The organism is Streptosporangium nondiastaticum (genome assembly GCF_003011965.1).
GTDB classification, from domain to species: Bacteria; Actinomycetota; Actinomycetes; order Streptomycetales; family Streptomycetaceae; genus Streptomyces; species Streptomyces nondiastaticus.
This window is the reverse complement of record NZ_PXWG01000022.1, coordinates 44456-59939: the sequence shown is the minus strand read 5'-3', so window position 1 is coordinate 59939 and position 15484 is coordinate 44456. Positions and strand designations below refer to the sequence as shown.

At 71.4% G+C, this 15484-nt stretch carries 10 protein-coding genes; 4 read left to right on the top strand and 6 right to left on the bottom strand.

What is annotated here, in order from left to right; all coding sequences use genetic code 11:
* Nucleotides 1–2: 2 nt before the first annotated feature.
* The 5 genes from B7P34_RS12240 to B7P34_RS12220 form a co-directional block, all read right to left on the bottom strand.
* Entirely contained in the window at nt 3–1565 is a 1563-nt protein-coding gene (locus tag B7P34_RS12240) for a Wzz/FepE/Etk N-terminal domain-containing protein (RefSeq protein ID WP_106675877.1), read from the bottom strand.
* Complete coding sequence (locus B7P34_RS12235; RefSeq protein ID WP_106675876.1) at nt 1562–2959, bottom strand: Wzz/FepE/Etk N-terminal domain-containing protein; 1398 nt, start codon at nt 2957–2959, stop codon at nt 1562–1564. Before B7P34_RS12235 ends, B7P34_RS12240 begins: the two co-directional genes overlap by 4 nt.
* On the bottom strand, nt 2956–4167 hold the full coding sequence (locus tag B7P34_RS12230; protein WP_223267775.1) for a glycosyltransferase family 4 protein: 1212 nt from the start codon (nt 4165–4167) through the stop codon (nt 2956–2958). The genes B7P34_RS12235 and B7P34_RS12230 overlap by 4 nt, the downstream gene beginning before the upstream one ends.
* Nucleotides 4168–4270: 103 nt before the next feature.
* Nucleotides 4271–5587: a nucleotide sugar dehydrogenase gene (locus B7P34_RS12225; protein ID WP_106675875.1), complete on the bottom strand. Its 1317-nt coding sequence runs from the start codon at nt 5585–5587 to the stop codon at nt 4271–4273.
* Between the two features lie 154 nt (nt 5588–5741).
* Complete coding sequence (locus B7P34_RS12220) at nt 5742–7112, bottom strand: sugar transferase (protein WP_223267774.1); 1371 nt, start codon at nt 7110–7112, stop codon at nt 5742–5744.
* Between the two features lie 1544 nt (nt 7113–8656).
* Between B7P34_RS12220 and B7P34_RS12210 the strand changes: the two genes are divergently transcribed.
* Both B7P34_RS12210 and B7P34_RS12205 read left to right on the top strand, forming a co-directional pair.
* Complete coding sequence (locus tag B7P34_RS12210) at nt 8657–10219, top strand: alpha/beta fold hydrolase (protein ID WP_106675892.1); 1563 nt, start codon at nt 8657–8659, stop codon at nt 10217–10219.
* Between the two features lie 12 nt (nt 10220–10231).
* A complete protein-coding gene (locus B7P34_RS12205) occupies nt 10232–11854 on the top strand; it encodes an alpha/beta hydrolase (protein WP_106675872.1) in 1623 nt (540 codons plus the stop codon).
* A 55-nt stretch (nt 11855–11909) separates the two neighbouring features.
* Here the strand turns inward: B7P34_RS12205 and B7P34_RS12200 are convergent, their stop codons facing one another.
* Complete coding sequence (locus B7P34_RS12200; RefSeq protein ID WP_106675871.1) at nt 11910–12473, bottom strand: DinB family protein; 564 nt, start codon at nt 12471–12473, stop codon at nt 11910–11912.
* Between the two features lie 336 nt (nt 12474–12809).
* Between B7P34_RS12200 and B7P34_RS12195 the strand changes: the two genes are divergently transcribed.
* Both B7P34_RS12195 and B7P34_RS12190 read left to right on the top strand, forming a co-directional pair.
* Entirely contained in the window at nt 12810–14156 is a 1347-nt protein-coding gene (locus B7P34_RS12195; protein WP_223267773.1) for a wax ester/triacylglycerol synthase family O-acyltransferase, read from the top strand.
* A gap of 231 nt (nt 14157–14387) precedes the next feature.
* Nucleotides 14388–15383, top strand: coding sequence for a HEAT repeat domain-containing protein (locus tag B7P34_RS12190; RefSeq protein WP_223267772.1), 996 nt, complete (start codon nt 14388–14390; stop codon nt 15381–15383).
* Nucleotides 15384–15484: the final 101 nt, after the last annotated feature.

The window sequence follows — 15484 nt, the reverse complement described above, 5'->3', positions numbered from 1 at the left end:
TTCTACCGCGCCTCCTGGTCGCTGTCCGGGACCTGTGCGGCCGGCATCGACCGCCGCTCCGTCCGCAGCCCGCGCTCCCCCACTGCCTGAACGGCGTGGGAGGTACCCCCGTCGTTCCGCCGGGCGAGCTGCTCGAAGTGGCCGCGCAGCGCGGTGTGCTGCCCGTCCCACAAGGTGCCGTCGGTCCGGTCACGTGGATCGGGGTCGATCAGCACCACACCCATCACCGGAATGCGCTGGTCCGCGAGCTGCCGCGCCACGGTGTGCAGCCATGCGGCGCTGCCGTGCCCGGCACGCACGACGAGCACGGTCCGGCTGCCGAGGTACCGCAGGTCGGTCCACGCCGTGCCGGGCGCGACCGAGCCGACGCCGATCCGGCGCTCCTCGTGCGGCACGTCCGCGGCACGCTCGCCGCTGACCACGGCCGGGCTTCCCGGCTTCCGGCGGCTGCCGGCGAGCTCCGGGCCGGGCAGGCCGTCGGTGATCACCACCGGCCCGTCCGGTGCCAGTGCCTCGGCGAGGTCCAGGGCGATCACGCTCGTGCTGCGGGCACAGCCCAGCTCCAGCAGCGACACCGGTTCCGCGGAGCCGCGCACGGTACGGGCCAGGGTCGCGGCGAGCCGTTCGCGCGCCGTCCCGGCCCTCCGGCGCCGCCACCGTCCGCCCGGCCACGAGGACGTACGGGGCAGCTCCGCGATGACCGAGGCGCCCAGGTTCGCCGCGATCTCCCGGCGCAGCACGGGGCGGTCCGACACCACCGTGCCGACCGCGGCCACCGCGAGCCCGAGGACCAGCCCGAGGACGAGCCCGATCGCGGCCCTGGTGAGAACGGTCTTGGGCAGGGACTGCCGCACCACGCGCGGGGCGTCCACGACCTGCGTGCCGGCGATGAGCTTGGGCGTGCCGGTGCGCGCCTGTGCGGCGCGCTCGTCGAAATCGGCGATCCGCGAATTGAGCTCGGCCCGGCGGGCGTAGAGCGACTCGATGCTCGCCGACGCCTTCGGGTCGCTCCCCGGCGACCGTTCCCCGATCGCCTTGTTGACCTGGGCGAGCTCCTCCCGCATGCGGTCACGCTGGTCGAGCAGGGCCTGGGCCTCGGCCTTCGCGGCCTCCCGCATCCGTCCCACGTGGTCCGCGACGAACGCCTCGGCCAGCGCCCCGGCCCGGGCCACCGCTTCCGCGTCGCTGCCGGCCGTCACCTGGATCTGCAGCACGTTGTTGGTCAGGCCGGTGCCCCGGTAGTCCCGCATGAAGTCTTCCGGCTTTTCCCGGGACTTGAGGGCCTGCAGGGCCTTGCCGGCGATCCGTGTGGTCCCCAGCAGTTCGACGTCGGTGCGGATCAGCGTTCCGGTGTCGTTGGCCTGGTCCTCCTGATGGGCGACCAGCACCTTGGCCACCGCGGTGGGAGGCGGCGGCAGCACGACCGCCATCACCGCGCCGACCAGCAGCCCCAGCAGCGCCAGGGAGCACCAGAGGCGGCGGCGCCTGCGCACGGACACCACCAGCGACTGCAGGTCCAGCAGCGGAGCGGCGGCCGACGACTCCGAAGTCTTGCTCGTCGTCACGCAGAACCTCCCGTCGCGTGGCCGCGGACCGCGAGCTCCGGAGCGGCGCTCTCCGAGGGACGGCCGGCAGCCCGGGCCGGACGGGCCCGGACCGCGCCGGCGACGACGACGCCGGCGATCTCGTGCCCCGCGTCCGCACACGCCTCGGCGATGCCGACGAGCTCCTCCTCGGTCCGGCTGCCCGCGCTGAGCACGACCACGGCACCGGACTCGGCGCCGCGGTCCGGCACCATCGGCCGGGACACCGAGATCCCCACCACCCGCAGCCCGGGACAGTCCCCGCTCGAAGATTCCGGCGAAGGACCGTTCCCGGCCTCGGCCGCGAGCTGCCCCGCGGCCCGGTGGGCGATCTCGTCGCCGTCCGGTACGACGACCAGCAGCCGCCGGGTGGCCGGCAGCCGGTCCCGGAGACGGTCGCACACCCGCCGGTAGCGGATCCGCCTGCCGGCCTCGTCGCCGGACATCCGCGGAGCCGGTACGTCCCACCGGGTGTCGACGCCCAGCAGCCGGCGGATCCGGGCCCGCGGGCCACGGCCCTCCGGCCGGAGCGCGGGCCCCTCGGCAGGTACGTCGACGGTGCCCAGCAGCGCCGAGCCCAGTGCCGCGGCGATCTCCGCCTCGGTGCGCAGCCGGCGGTTCACCCGCGCGGCGACGAGATGGCCGATGACCGCGAGCAGGAAGAACAGCAGCGCCCCGGCGACGATGAGCTGCACCCTCGTCGGTGGTGCCTCGCCGGTGGGCCGGGCCGCCGGCCCCATGACGACCATGCCGGCCTTCTTGGTCACCAGATCGGCCTGGTCCAGCTTCTTCATGGCCTCCTGCAGCGTGGAGCGCAGCTTCTCGAGTTCGGTGCGGGCCTGCACGCTCTCCACGGTCCGCCCCGGATCGGCCGCGTTGGCCAGCTCGGTGATGCGGCGGCTGGTCTGCTCCACCTTCTGCCGCAGCGCCTCGGGCCCCGCCGCCGCGTCGGGGTTGGTGTCGTCGCCCGCGATCCGCGCGGCGAACGCGACGAACTGCTGGGCCAGCTGGTCGGAGAGCCGCTGCGCGCGCTCCGGGGTGTCCGCCGTCCCCGAGATCTTGATGATGTTCCCGTCGGCGGCCGTGGCGCTCACCCGGTCCCGCAGCTCGCCTCTGCTGACCCCCGTCCAGCCGAGGGTGTCGGCCGCGCGGTCGACCACCGCCGAACTGGTCGCGATCTCCGCCTGGGTCAGCAGCGCGCGCTCCTCCCACTGCCCCGGCAGCAGCACCGACGCCGACGCCGTGTAGCGCGGCGGAAACAGCACCGAGGTGCCGTAGCCGACGAGCGCGCCCACCAGGGTGAGGACGGCGAGCAGCCGCCGGCGCCGGCGGAGGATCCGCCCGATCGTGACCAGGCGTATGGTGTCATCGCTCAACGACGCGGCCTCTCCCTGTCCCGGACCCGGCCGCCCGCGGGCACCGGAGCGCGGTCACGGCAGGCAGCGGCGTAGGCGGCGAGCAGCGACGCTTGCGAGTTCCGCCAGGAGAGGTCCCCGCTGATCCGCTCCTGGCCGATCCTGCCCATCCGGGCCCGCTTCTCCGGATCGTCCAGCAGCAGCGCGACGAGCCGGGCGAACTCGGCCTCGTCGTCGGCGGGCGCGTAGACGGCGGCGTCACCGGCGGAGACCCGCGCCTCCCGGAGGTCGAACGAGACGATCGGCCGGCCCATCGCCATGTACTCCAGGACCTTGTTCATGGTCGACACGTCGTTGAGCGGATTGCGCGGGTCGGGGGAGAGGCACACGTCCGCGGTGGACAGGTAGCGCAGCAGATCGGCGTCCGGAATGCGCCCGGTGAACTGCACCTGCTCGGAGAGCCCGAGCCTCCCGGACAGCTCCACCATCGCGTCGAAGGCGTCGCCGGCACCGACGAACACGGCGTGCCAGTCCGTCCGGCCGAGTTCGTCGCGCAGCTTCGCAAGGGACCGCAGGGCGTAGTCGACGCCGTCCTGCGGGCCCATGACACCGAGGTAGCACAGCAGATGGGGCTTGCCGCGCTTCAGCTCCGGCTCGGGCGGCACCGGCTGGAACCGCTCGGTCTGGGGCGCGCTGCGCACCACGAAGACGTCCTCCGGCCGCTTGCCGCCACGGCTCACCGCGACGTCCCGGTAGCTCTCGTTCGTGGCGAGCACGATGTCCGCGGCCCGGTAGGTCCGCCGTTCCAGGGCGCACACGGCGCGGTAGAGCAGGTCCTCGCCGCGGTCGAACCGGGAGAGGTACAGCTCGGGCACCAGGTCGTGCTGGTCGAAGACGAACCGCGCGCCGCGCCGCCTCAGCCACCGGACAGCCAGGAACAGCAGATCGGGCGGGTTGCAGGCGTGGACCACGTGGACCGGGCCGACCTTGCGGGCCAGCCGGGCCGTGTGCCACAACGCCGTTCCGTACTCCCGGAGATAGCCGGCCGGTCCACCGGTGGCCGCGCGCAACGAGTAGCGGTGGATCCGCACCCCGTCGATCACCGCCTCCGGCTCCGTGTCCCGCTTCTCCCCGCGGGGGCAGATGACGTGCACCTCCCATCCCGCGTCGCGCAGCGTCGTGCACTCCTGCCACACCCGCCGGTCGAACGGCACCGACAGGTTCTCCACCAGGATCAGCGCGCGCCGGCCCGGCCGGTCGCCGCCGGCCGCGCCACCGAACGGTGTGTCACCAGACGTTGCATTGCCGAATGTTGCATCACCGAACGTTGTGTCACCAGACAAGGCCCACGTACCCCGGCTCGGCCCGGCGCGCCTCGGCGTCGGGAATGCGGACGAGGTCGATGAGCACCGTGCCGTCGCCCTGGGGGAGCGCTGACAGCACGGCCGGATCCCTGGTCCCGACCAAGCACACCTCGGCGTGATCGAGCACCTCGCCGACGGAGTCCACGAGCAACTGCGCGATGTGCGGCAGCCGGGTCTCGATGTACTCGCGGTTCGCGCCGAGCAGCCGGGACAGGTTCACGTTGGCGTCGTAGATCCGCAGGTCGTACCCCTTGCCGATGAGTCTCTCCGCCAGCTCGACGAGCGGGCTCTCGCGGAGGTCGTCGGTGCCGGGCTTGAAGGACAGCCCGAACAGGCCCGCCCGGCGCTTGCCGGTGCGCCCGACCAGTTCCACCGCGCGCTGCAGGTGGTCGGAGTTGGAGGGCAGCACGTGGGAGAGGATGGGCACCGAGACGTCGGCGCGCTGTGCCGCGTGGACCAGGCTGCGCAGGTCCTTGGGCAGGCAGGAGCCGCCGAAGGCGAAGCCGGGCCGCAGATAGGCGGGGCTGATGTTCAGCTTGCGGTCGGCCAGGAACACGTCCATCACCTGGTGCGGGTCCACTCCGAGCGCCTGGCACACCGCGCCGAGTTCGTTCGCAAAGCCGATCTTGAGGCCGTGGAACGCGTTGTCCGCGTACTTGATCGCCTCGGCCGTCGGGACGGCCACCCGGAACACCTCGCCGGGCAGGCCCTCGTACAGCGCCGCCACCACGTCGCCGCTCGCCGGGTCCAACTCGCCTATGACGGTCTTGGGCGGGTCGAAGAAGTCCCGCACGCTCGTGCCCTCGCGCAGGAACTCCGGGTTGACCGCGACGCCGAAGTCCACCCCGGCCGTGCCGCCGACGTGCTTCTCCAGGATCGGCACCAGCAGGTTCAGGCAGGTGCCCGGGAGCATGGTGCTGCGGAACACGATGGTCTGCCGCCCGCCCCGCTCGGCCACCGCGGCGCCGATCTGCTCGGTGACCCGCTCCAGATACGTGGTGCACAGGCTGCCGTTGGGCTCCGACGGCGTGCCCACGCAGACCAGCGACACCTCGCTCTCCCTGATCGCCTCGCGGACGTCGCCGGTGGCGCGTAACGCTCCGCTCCGCACGACGTCGGCGATGAGCTCGCCGATCCGCTCCTCGACCACCGGGGCCTTGCCGTCGTTGACCAGGTCGACCTTCACCCGGTTCACGTCGACCCCGATGACTTCGTGCCCCATGCCGGCCAGGCACGCGGCCGACACGCAGCCCACGTAGCCGAGCCCGAAAACGCTGATTCTCATGCCCCGTCTCTCCCCCCAGGCAGGCACTCCCGGCCTGCGGTCCGCGCACCGGCGGGACCCTTGAGCCGCAGCTCCCCGCGTATTGGACGACCCCTGCGCATCAATAGGGCCCCGCACATCGGATGACTGCCGCACATCGGATGACTGCCGCGCATCAGTAGGCCCCCTGCCCGTAGAGCACCGCACGCAGCGTCTTCCACAAGATCACTGTGTCCAGGGCGAGCGACCAGTCCTCCACGTACCGCAGGTCCAGCCGGACCGCCTCCTCCCACGGCAGGTCGCTGCGTCCGCTGATCTGCCACAGGCCGGTGAGCCCGGGCTTGACCAGCAGCCGCCGCCGGATGTCCGGGCCGTACGCGGCGGACTCCTCCGGCAGCGGAGGCCGCGGGCCCACGAGCGACATCGATCCGGTGAGCACGTTGAAGAGCTGCGGGAGCTCGTCGAGCGAGTACCGGCGCAGCACCGCTCCCACCCGGGTCACCCGCGGATCCCGGCGGAGCTTGAACAGCAGGCCGGCGCCCTCGTTGAGGGCGGCCAGCTCGGCGCGCGCCGCGTCGGCCCCGGTGACCATGGTGCGGAACTTGAGAATGGTGAACTCGCGGCCGTCCTTGCCGACCCTGCGCTGGCTGTAGAACGCCCCGCCCCGGCTGTCCGCCAGCACGAGCATCCCGACGAGCAGCATCAGCGGCGCGAACAGCACCAGGAGGATCGCCGCGCCCATCCGGTCGACGACCTCTTTGACGGCCCGTCGGCCCCCGGTGAAGGCCGGCATGCTGACCCGCAGCAGCGGGATCCCGAGCACCGCGTCGACGTGCAGCCGCGGGCCGGCCACCTCCATCAGCACGGGGGCCACGACCATCTCGGCGTCGCTGCCCTCGAGGTTCCAGGCCAGCCGCTGCAGCCGGTCCGGTGACCAGTGCGGGTCCGGGGTGACCGCGACGACGCGGTAGCCGCCGTGACGGACGTGGCCCGCGACGTCCGCCAGCCGTCCGACGACCGGCACTCCGTCCACGTGGTCACCGTCGAGCCCGAGATCGTCCGTCGTGCACACCCCGTCCACCCGCCAGCCGAGGTGCGGGAACTTGCGGGTCCGGGTGATCAGGTCGTGGACGGTGGCCGCGCTCCCGGCAGCGAGCACCGGTCGCAGGCACCGTCCTTCCTTGCGCTGTTTGTGCAGCCAGAGGCGCAGCAGATACCGCGCGGTCATGGTGACGAGCGCGATCGCGGGGATCGCGACGAAGATCCAGAGTTTGATGTTGTGTGAGGTGAGTGCGATCCCGCCGAGCGCCAGGACGACGGCCGTCGCGAACAGGGAGCGTCCGAGCCGGCGGAATTCCTCGGCGCCCTGGCCGAGCACGGCCGGCGCCCACGCCCGGCTGACCGCAAGCGCTCCCAGCACCAGCAGCTCGGTGCCGAAGGCGAGGATGCCCCACTTCTCATGCCAGTTGGCCGCGTCCCGGGCCCCGAAGAAGATGCCGATGGCCGCCACCACGAAGGCGGTGGCGAGTGTGTCGCTGGTGATCACGGTACGGCGGTACCGCAGCTCCCAGTTGCTCTCGTGCCGGCTGATCGCCCCGTTCGCCGGACGTCTTCGCGCCGACGGAGACGGGCTGACTAAACCCCCCTGCCGCACAGGACCCCCCAGGTCGCCAGCGGTACAACGTGTTCGCCCGACACTGTTCCTCCCCCCGGGAGGCCCCCGCCCCCCGCACTGTTTCACCCCGCGGGAGGCCCACGCCCCCCGCGCATGACATCCCGGCTATTTCAGTGCTGCTTGAACGACTTCAGTGCTGCTCGGACAACCCGCCAACCCGCCGTGGCGGCAGCGGAATCGCATGTTCTGCCAGACCCCCGAGGTGCGCGGGAACCCGTCGGAACCCTCAAGTGCTCCCCGCACCCAAGGCTCTCTTCCGGGCTCCAGGAACTGATCACCCCCACGTCCGGCGCCGGGAATGCGACTGCCGGCTGTCCGTAGCGCCTGACCTGAAGATCATTATTGGTCGAGATCGTTATTGATCGGCCTCGTGCCCGAGCGGCTGAAGCACGCACAATCTAGACCATCGAAGCCAGTATGTAGAGGGGATGTGTGTGATTTGTGCTCAGTTTTGAGACCGGACCCGCTGATCGATGATCGTTTAAAGGTGCCTTGACGCCACCGTGTGCCACAGCAGCCCGCCCGGCACCCGGGTGAGGCCTCCGTGTGGTGGCGGCCGGCGGGCTGCGGTGGATCTTCTACGGGCTCCGGTTCGGCGGCAACTTCCCCTCAGCTTCCTGTCGTTCGTGCACTACGGCGTGCTGCCGCGGGCGGCCGGGATGGCCGGGGTGGGTGGGGTGACGACCCGGGGCGGCGAGGCGCATGACGTGATCGTGTCGGTGTTCGGCGACATGTCCAAAAGAGAGTGCAGCCGCCTCATGGGTTAATTGCATATTTCTGCCTTCGCTGTCGGATTGTTCCGGGGGTGAAGGCGGTGTCGTGTAGTCAGTGGGGGTGACAGGATTTCGCGATGCCGGGGTGATGTCTCGGTCTGGACCAATGGAATGGGGTCGCTCTATTCCGCTTATGCCGAATGCTTCCGCCGTACGGGGGAGGGGTGGCTGATCTGATCCGGTTGGCCGCAGCCGTTCGAGGATCCTGGGCTCCGGCCTCGGTCCCGACTCCGGCAGGCAGACTGTGGCTCGGGGTGCCCCAAGGCCTGGGGGCGGCGTCGCCGAGCGAGCCCCCTGCGCGTGCAGCAGGGGATCCGGTTGCCCGTGTGCGCACCCCCACACTGCCCGGTATCGTCCGCAATGTGCGATCCGCCCGAATCGCTGCGGCGTTGTCCGGCCACCGGGCCGCCGCAGAGGTCGGCAGAGGAACGGGATCAGATGCGGGGTCACATGCGGGATCAGATGCGGGGTCACATGGCAGAGGACGGCAGCATCACTCCGGCAGACGGCCCGTCATCCGCATCGGAGGACCTGACGCAGCAGGGTGAGAGGGGCAAGCCGGTACGGACCGGAGCGGAGGGCGGGTGCATCCAGCGGCGTTCCGACCGCTCCGGCTGCGTGCCCGTCCGGCGTTCCGGGCGTATGGCTGTCCGGCGCTGCCGCCGCCTGCTCGCCACCGTGGCGATCGCCACCGCTGCCCTGGTCCTCCAGTCGGCGGTCGGCCCGGCACCGAGCAGTGCTGTGTCACCGTCTCCCGGCGAGTCCCGCCCGGCAGCTCCGCCGCGGTTCGTGCCCGGCCCCTGTCCGGCGACGCCCGAGCAGATCGCCGCGCTGAGCACCGCACGGTGCGGTTTCCTGGAGGTCCCCGAGAACCGGGCCCACCCCGGCCGGCGGACCATCCGTCTGGCCGTAGCGGTCATTCCGGCGGACTCCGCGAGGCCCGCCGAGGACCCGGTGGTGTTCATGGCGGGCGGCCCCGGAGGCGACACCTTCGATGACATCCCCTTCCTGACGGCCTCCGGCCTGAACCGGGACCGCGAACTGATCATCATGGCGCAGCGCGGCAATCGCTACGACCAGCCGAACCTCGCCTGCCCGGAGGTGGACCGGTTCAACGCCAAGGCCGTAGGGCTGCGCTACGACGCGCGGTCGACGGGACGGCTCCTGCTGCGCGCGGTGAAGGAATGCCGGAACCGCTTGACGGCATCCGGTGGAATCGACCTGAGTGCCTACAACACCACGGAGAACGCGGCAGACTTCGCCGACCTGCGCAAGGCACTGCGGATCGCCCGGTGGAACGTCTACGGGTACTCCTACGGCAGCAATCTGGCCCTCACCTACCTGCGCAGGCACCCCCAGGGGATTCGCGCGGTGGCGCTCGACTCGGTCACGCCTCCACGGGTCGTGAGCCTGCCGTGGACGTGGAGCAGCGCCCGGGAGGGCATCGCCGCCGTCTTCGCCGCCTGCGCGGCCGAGCCTCGCTGCAAGAGCCGCTACCCGGACCTGCCCCGTACGCTGACGCAGCAGGTGCGCAGGCTGGAGGCCCGGCCCCTGACCCTGAACGCGCGGCCGCCGCACGGGGGAGACCCGGTGAAGGTCGTCCTCGACGGGGGCGCGATCGTCGACCTGCTGGTCGCCAACACCGTCCGGCCCGTGGACGTGCCGGCGGCCATCGAGGAACTCGCCCACGGACGCCCGGAGCGCTTGGCCCAGGCCCGCGCGGCCGGCTCGGCCCCCGCCGTCGGCGAGACCGCCCACGGCCTGATCGAATCGGTGGCGTGCAGCGAGTGGGTGCCCGGACATTCGGCGTCCGACCTGCTCAAGGCCGGGCGCCGGGCGTTCCCCGGGTGGCCGGACACGGTCCTGGCCCAGGCGCCGCAGCTGCCCTTCCAGAAGGAGTCGTGCCGCGTCTGGGACGTTCCGGACCGCACCCGCATCCAGCGGGTGGCGACCTCCAGCCCCGTGCCGGCGCTCATCGTCTCAGGGACGTTCGACACGAAGACCGGGGCGAGCTGGGGGCGGTACGCGGCCCGTACGCTGTCCCGCTCGACCACCGTGCGGATCCCCGGAATCGGCCACTGGGTGGTCCCGCAGTCGCCCTGCGCCCAGCGCGTGCTGGCCTCGTTCCTCGCTCGTCCGACCGCGCCCGACACCGGTTGCGCAGCCGGTCTCACACCGAAACCGTTCACGATCAGCCCGAAGTGACCGGGAGGCCCGATGGCACTCGACCGAGCGACGTCCCGCCGTCGCCGCACCGTGCGACTCCGCGCCGTGCGACGACTCCGCGCCGCGTCGGCCGGGGTGGCGGCCGGCGCCCTCATCACCGGCCTGCTCGCCATGCCCGCCCACGCGGAGCACGGCACCAGTACCGGCACCGGAGCGGCGATCGGGACGGTCGGCCGCACAGTGGGTCAGGCCCGCTTCGTACCCGGCCCCTGCCCGAAGACGGCGGACCCGGTCCCCGCACTCGGAAAGGCCCGCTGCGGAACGCTCACCGTTCCCGAGAACCGCGCCAGGCGCAACAGCCGGACCATCACCCTCGGGGTCGCCGTCCTGCGGGCGGCCACGAGCACACCGAAGCCCGACCCGGTCGTGTGGCTCGCCGGTGGACCAGGCGACGACGCGGTCGGCGAGGCGCAGATGGCGATCGACGGCGGCCTGAACCGCGACCGGGACGTGATCCTCATGTCCCAGCGCGGGACGTACGCGGCCGACCCGGCGCTCACCTGCCCGAACATCGACGAGTTCAACGCCGGCGCTGTCGGCCTCGTCTACGACGCGCCGTCCACCGGGCGCCTGCACGTCAAGGCGACGCGCACCTGCCGCGAGCAACTGGTGAGCCGCGGCGCCGACCTCAGCGCCTACAACGACACCGAGAGCGCCGCCGACTACGCGGACCTGCGCAAGGCACTGGGCATCGGCCAGTGGAACGTGTTCGGCATCTCCTACGGCACCCACCTGGCACTCATCTACATGCGCCAGCACCCCCAGGGAATCCGGTCGGTCGGCATCGACGGCATTCTGCCGCCGTCCAGGGCGGGATCGGCGCTGACCTGGAGCAGCGCCCGGCAGGGCTTCGACGGCCTGTTCAAGGCCTGCGCGCGGCAGCCCGCGTGCAACCGCCGCTATCCGCACCTGTCCGCCACCTTCGACCGCCTCGTCCGCAGACTCGAAGCCCACCCGGTCACGACCACCGTCACGGTCCCCGGCAGACCGGGACCCGTGAAGGTCGTCCTGGACGGCGGCGCACTGGTGAACTGGATGACCTCCGCCACCCACGTGGCACCGGGCGTACCCCGCTCCCTCGACGAACTGGACCACGGCAGACCGCAGCGGATCGCCGAGCAGTGGGCGGGCGGCAAGCTCAGCCCCCAGGCCATCGGCAGGACCGCCCACGGACTCGCCTACGGCGTCTTCTGCAGCGAGTGGGTGCCGTACGAGAGCCGGGCCGAAGCGATCCGCGGCGGGCGGGCGGCGTTCCCGTCGTTCCCCCGCTCGGTACTGGCCCAGGCCCCGCAGCTCACCTTCCTCCGCCCGGACTGCCGCGTCTGGAACGTCCCCGCAGCGCCGCGCTCGATCCGGAAGGTCACGCGCAGCAACATCCCCACCCTCGCCTTGTCGGGCGGCTTCGACTCCCAGACCGGAGCGGCCAACGGGCCGTACGTCGCCCGCACACTGAGCCGCGCCACCGTCGTCACGGTCCCCTACGAGCCCCACGTCGTCTTCGCCACGTCACGGTGCGCCCAGGAGATCACCACCTCCTTCTTCAACAACCCCACCGCCCCGAAAACCGCATGCCTGACCACCCTCAAGCCACCACGCTTCGAGACCGCACCGTGAGGTCGGAAGCGTCTGCCGCCGCCTCCAGCAGGCGCGGCAACGCCGGGACATGTGGTCATATTCGGCGTGGTACGGCTCCGTCCTGCCGGCGGTAGAGGTCGCGCAGCAGGGAAATCTCGGCGCCGTGATGGATCAGCTCCCTGTTGACGTGCAGGACGATGCCCTCCATGGGAAACCGCTCGGGACCCACCGTGGGTGGATTCTCCAGGTCAGCGTCCGAGAGCCCGCGGACCCCCACGTTCCATCTCCCGTATATCTCATCGAGCTGCTTCAGCGCTTCGTCAGCGGTCCCCGCGTAGGCGAATGTCCCGGAGTCGACGTCCTGGCCGCCGAAGTGCCATCCGACCCGGTAGCCCAGGCAGGAGACGATGACGTGGGCCAGCCGCCAGGCAATCGTGGTCACCGGCGCCGGCACCGGGGCAGGGGACGCGAAGTCCATCGTCCATTCCCCCGAACCCACCGGCATCGGTGTGGCCGACGTGCCACGCGGGCGGATGCTCCAGCAGCCGCGCACCGGCTCCCAGAAGTACTCCTCATCGGCAAGACCGTGCAGCCGCGGCCGCAGGTTCTTGTGCCAGTGCCGGTCCAGTTGGTCCGCGAGTCGCTCGCTTCTTGTCATTTCCGCACATTACCTACAGCGGAGACCTGGCTGCGACCTTCGCGGACGTCGTCGCCGGCAGCGGCGCGCATGACCGGCTGGCCGCCGGCGGCGTCGCGAGGCCTCGGCATCGGGCGGCGGCGAGGAGGGCCACAGGCGGGATGAGTCAGGGATGGGTGAGGGGGCTGAAAATCAGCGGGCGTGTGCATGTTCTTAACGTAGTGTGATGTGGTCGCTCTTGACTGTAGTTGGCCGTCGACGGTTGACTTCAGTTCGCTTACGTTCAGCAGCGCAATCCCGGCCCCTGGCCCACTCGATGCGCGAGCGCACCCCTTCCCCTGTGACCTCGGAGAACCCGTGACGTCTGAAGTGGCTCCTGAACTGCTCACTCCGCTTGACCTCGCTTTCTGGAACATCGAGTCTTCCGGGCATCCCCTGCACATGGGCGGGCTCTTCGTCTTCGACGCCGACACCCCGGACGCCGCCGAGCGGGCCGCCGGGCTGCTCGTGGCCCGCGCCGCCCGCACGCCGGGCCTCAACACCCGTATCCGCCCCGTCCTGTTGCCCCTCGGCTCCGCTGCCCGTCACATAGCTCCTGACTACGATCCGTCGGACCACGTCCATCTCACCGAGCCGGTACGGGACTTCCACGCAGCCGCCGGAGTCCTGATGCAGCAGCCGCTGGAGCGCGGGCGGCCGCCGTGGGCCGCGCACGTGCTGCCCAGCACGGAAGGCACCTCCTTCGCCGTCCTGTTCACCTTTCATCACGCCCACGCGGACGGCATGCGAGCGGCGTCGTACGTCCTGTCGCTCCTGGACCCCGCCGGCATCGGCGCCACACCCGTCCCGGTCGGCGCGCCCCGGCGGCGCGAGGCAGGCTCCGGTCTGCGCCTGCCTGACCCGCGCAAGCTGCCCGGCCTGGTGCGCGATGCCGTCACCGACGCCGGGCGGGCTGTCTCGATCAGCTCCGCGATGGCCCGCGCCGCCTGGGACGTGCGCTCCTCACCTGCCCTGACCTCCCGCGCCACCGGCGCTCGCCGGGCTGACGGCGCGGTCATCAGCCTGCGCGAAGTGAACCGCATCCGCGAGGCCACGGGCGGCACCGTCAACGACATCCTCCTCGCCGTGGTCGCGGGTGGTCTGCGGCGGTGGCTCGACAAACGGGGTGACGGCAGTGACGGCGTACAGCCCCGCGCTCTCGTTCCCGTGTCGCTGCGCGACCCGAACGACGCGAGCGCCTCCGGCAACCGGCTCTCCGGCTACCTCACCCGCCTCCCCGTCGACGAGGCCGAACCCCTCGCCCGCCTGCGCGCGGTGCGCCGGGCCATGGAACGCAACAAGCAGGCAGGCCCCGCCGACGGCCCGGGCGCCGCCGCGCTGCTCGCCGACGCCATCCCGCCCCTCGGCCACCGCTTCGGCGGCGGCCTGATCGCCCGCTCGGGCCGCCTCTTCTACGACCTGCTCATCTCCAGCGTCCCGTTGCGCGGCGCCGACGGCCTGACACTGGCGGGCAGCCCCGTCCGCGAGGCCTACCCCCTCGCCCCGCTCGCCCCCGGGCAGTCCCTGGCCGTGGGCATCACCACGTACGAGGACCGTGTCTGCTACGGCCTGCTCGCCGACGCCGTCGCCGTGCCCGACCTGGACGTGCTCGCCCGGTCGATCACGGAGGAGGCCGCCGAACTGGTCGCAGTCTGCGGGCCCTGAACCCCTCCCGCTCCCGATGCCCGACCGCCTTGGCCCTCGATCGGGGCGGCCGGTTCAGGCGCCGGTACACCGCAAGGCTGAGGACGATGCTCCTGGGCCGGTTCCGGCGAGCGAGGGCCTGTGGCCGGGCGCGTTCCTGCGGGGGAGGGGGGAATGAGCCTGGATGTCCATGGACCGTTCGCCTCGTGGTAGATAGAGGCTTTCCGGTCAGTGAGGCGACAGGGGAGAAGTATGACGTCTGAGGAGCTTGTGGTTGATCACGAGCAGGTGCGTATAGACGGGTTCGAACTGTACGAGGGAACTCCGCTCGACGTGCGCTCAGTGATCGCGGGGATGCAACAGGACGTGAAGGACGGCTTCCGTTTCGAGGAGGTGCCCTGGAGCCGCTTCGGGCACGCCTACGGCTCGGGTCACGACGTACCTGAACTACTGACCCGATTGCGTTCCCAGAACACTGAGATGGTCAGGCAGAGCCTGAACAATCTGTGGGGGAGCGTGGTTCACCAGGGCACAGTCGGCTCCGTGGCCCCGCTGACCGTGCCGTTCCTTCTGCGGATCGCCGCCGACCCGTCGGCACATCACCGTGCGTCCACACTCAGGCTTGCTGCCGCGGCGGCCCGACGAGAGCACTGGGGATACGGCACTCGCGACACCTTCCTCAAAGTGGCCGCACAGGAGTGGCTCTGCGACTGCGGCGGCTACGCCATGAACTGGTCCATTGAAGCGTCACGCAACGCCGTCGCCGCTGACGCCGGCTTGCTTCTCCCACTTCTCCACGACCCGGACCCCGAGGTCCGTGCCTCCGCCTGCTACGCGCTGGCCACGGCCTCAGGTGAGGCCCGCCGCATCACCGAGGCCCTCCATGCCCGCCTGGCCATCGAGCGGATCCCCGGAGTTCGCGCCAGCCTCGTGCTGGCCGCCGCGGAGCTCGCCCGCGAGCACGCCGACCCCCACGCTGCTTCCTGGGCCCGCGCTCTCTGTGCGGATCCGGAACAGCCGGCGGACGTCCGCGTACCTGCCGCCCTCGCCTGGCTCTGCCTCGTGGACGACCCCGTCCCGGACGATCTGCACAGGACGCTCGACGCCTTGGTCACTGACGACCTGGCCGGCGTCCTCGATGACGTTCCGTGGATTGCACATGTCGACGAGAACGGGCTCACACGAACCCTCGATCAGATGCTGAACAATGCGGAACCGGGTGTCCCCTGGGTCGACCCCTGGGACTGATCCCGACGCTGTACCCACCCTCCTGTGGATCAGGAAAAGTCTGCCGTCCGGTGCGTCCGCATGCCTACCTCTCGTAGCCGGCCTGCAGCTTTCCGTCCCCG

Coding starts and splice junctions, on each gene's coding strand:
- B7P34_RS12225 (WP_106675875.1), bottom strand. CDS start 5,587: ATGAGAATCAGCGTTTTCGGGCTCGGCTACGTGGGCTGCGTGTCGGCC.
- B7P34_RS12210 (WP_106675892.1), top strand. CDS start 8,657: ATGGCTGTCCGGCGCTGCCGCCGCCTGCTCGCCACCGTGGCGATCGCC.
- B7P34_RS12205 (WP_106675872.1), top strand. CDS start 10,232: ATGGCACTCGACCGAGCGACGTCCCGCCGTCGCCGCACCGTGCGACTC.
- B7P34_RS12200 (WP_106675871.1), bottom strand. CDS start 12,473: ATGACAAGAAGCGAGCGACTCGCGGACCAACTGGACCGGCACTGGCAC.
- B7P34_RS12190 (WP_223267772.1), top strand. CDS start 14,388: ATGACGTCTGAGGAGCTTGTGGTTGATCACGAGCAGGTGCGTATAGAC.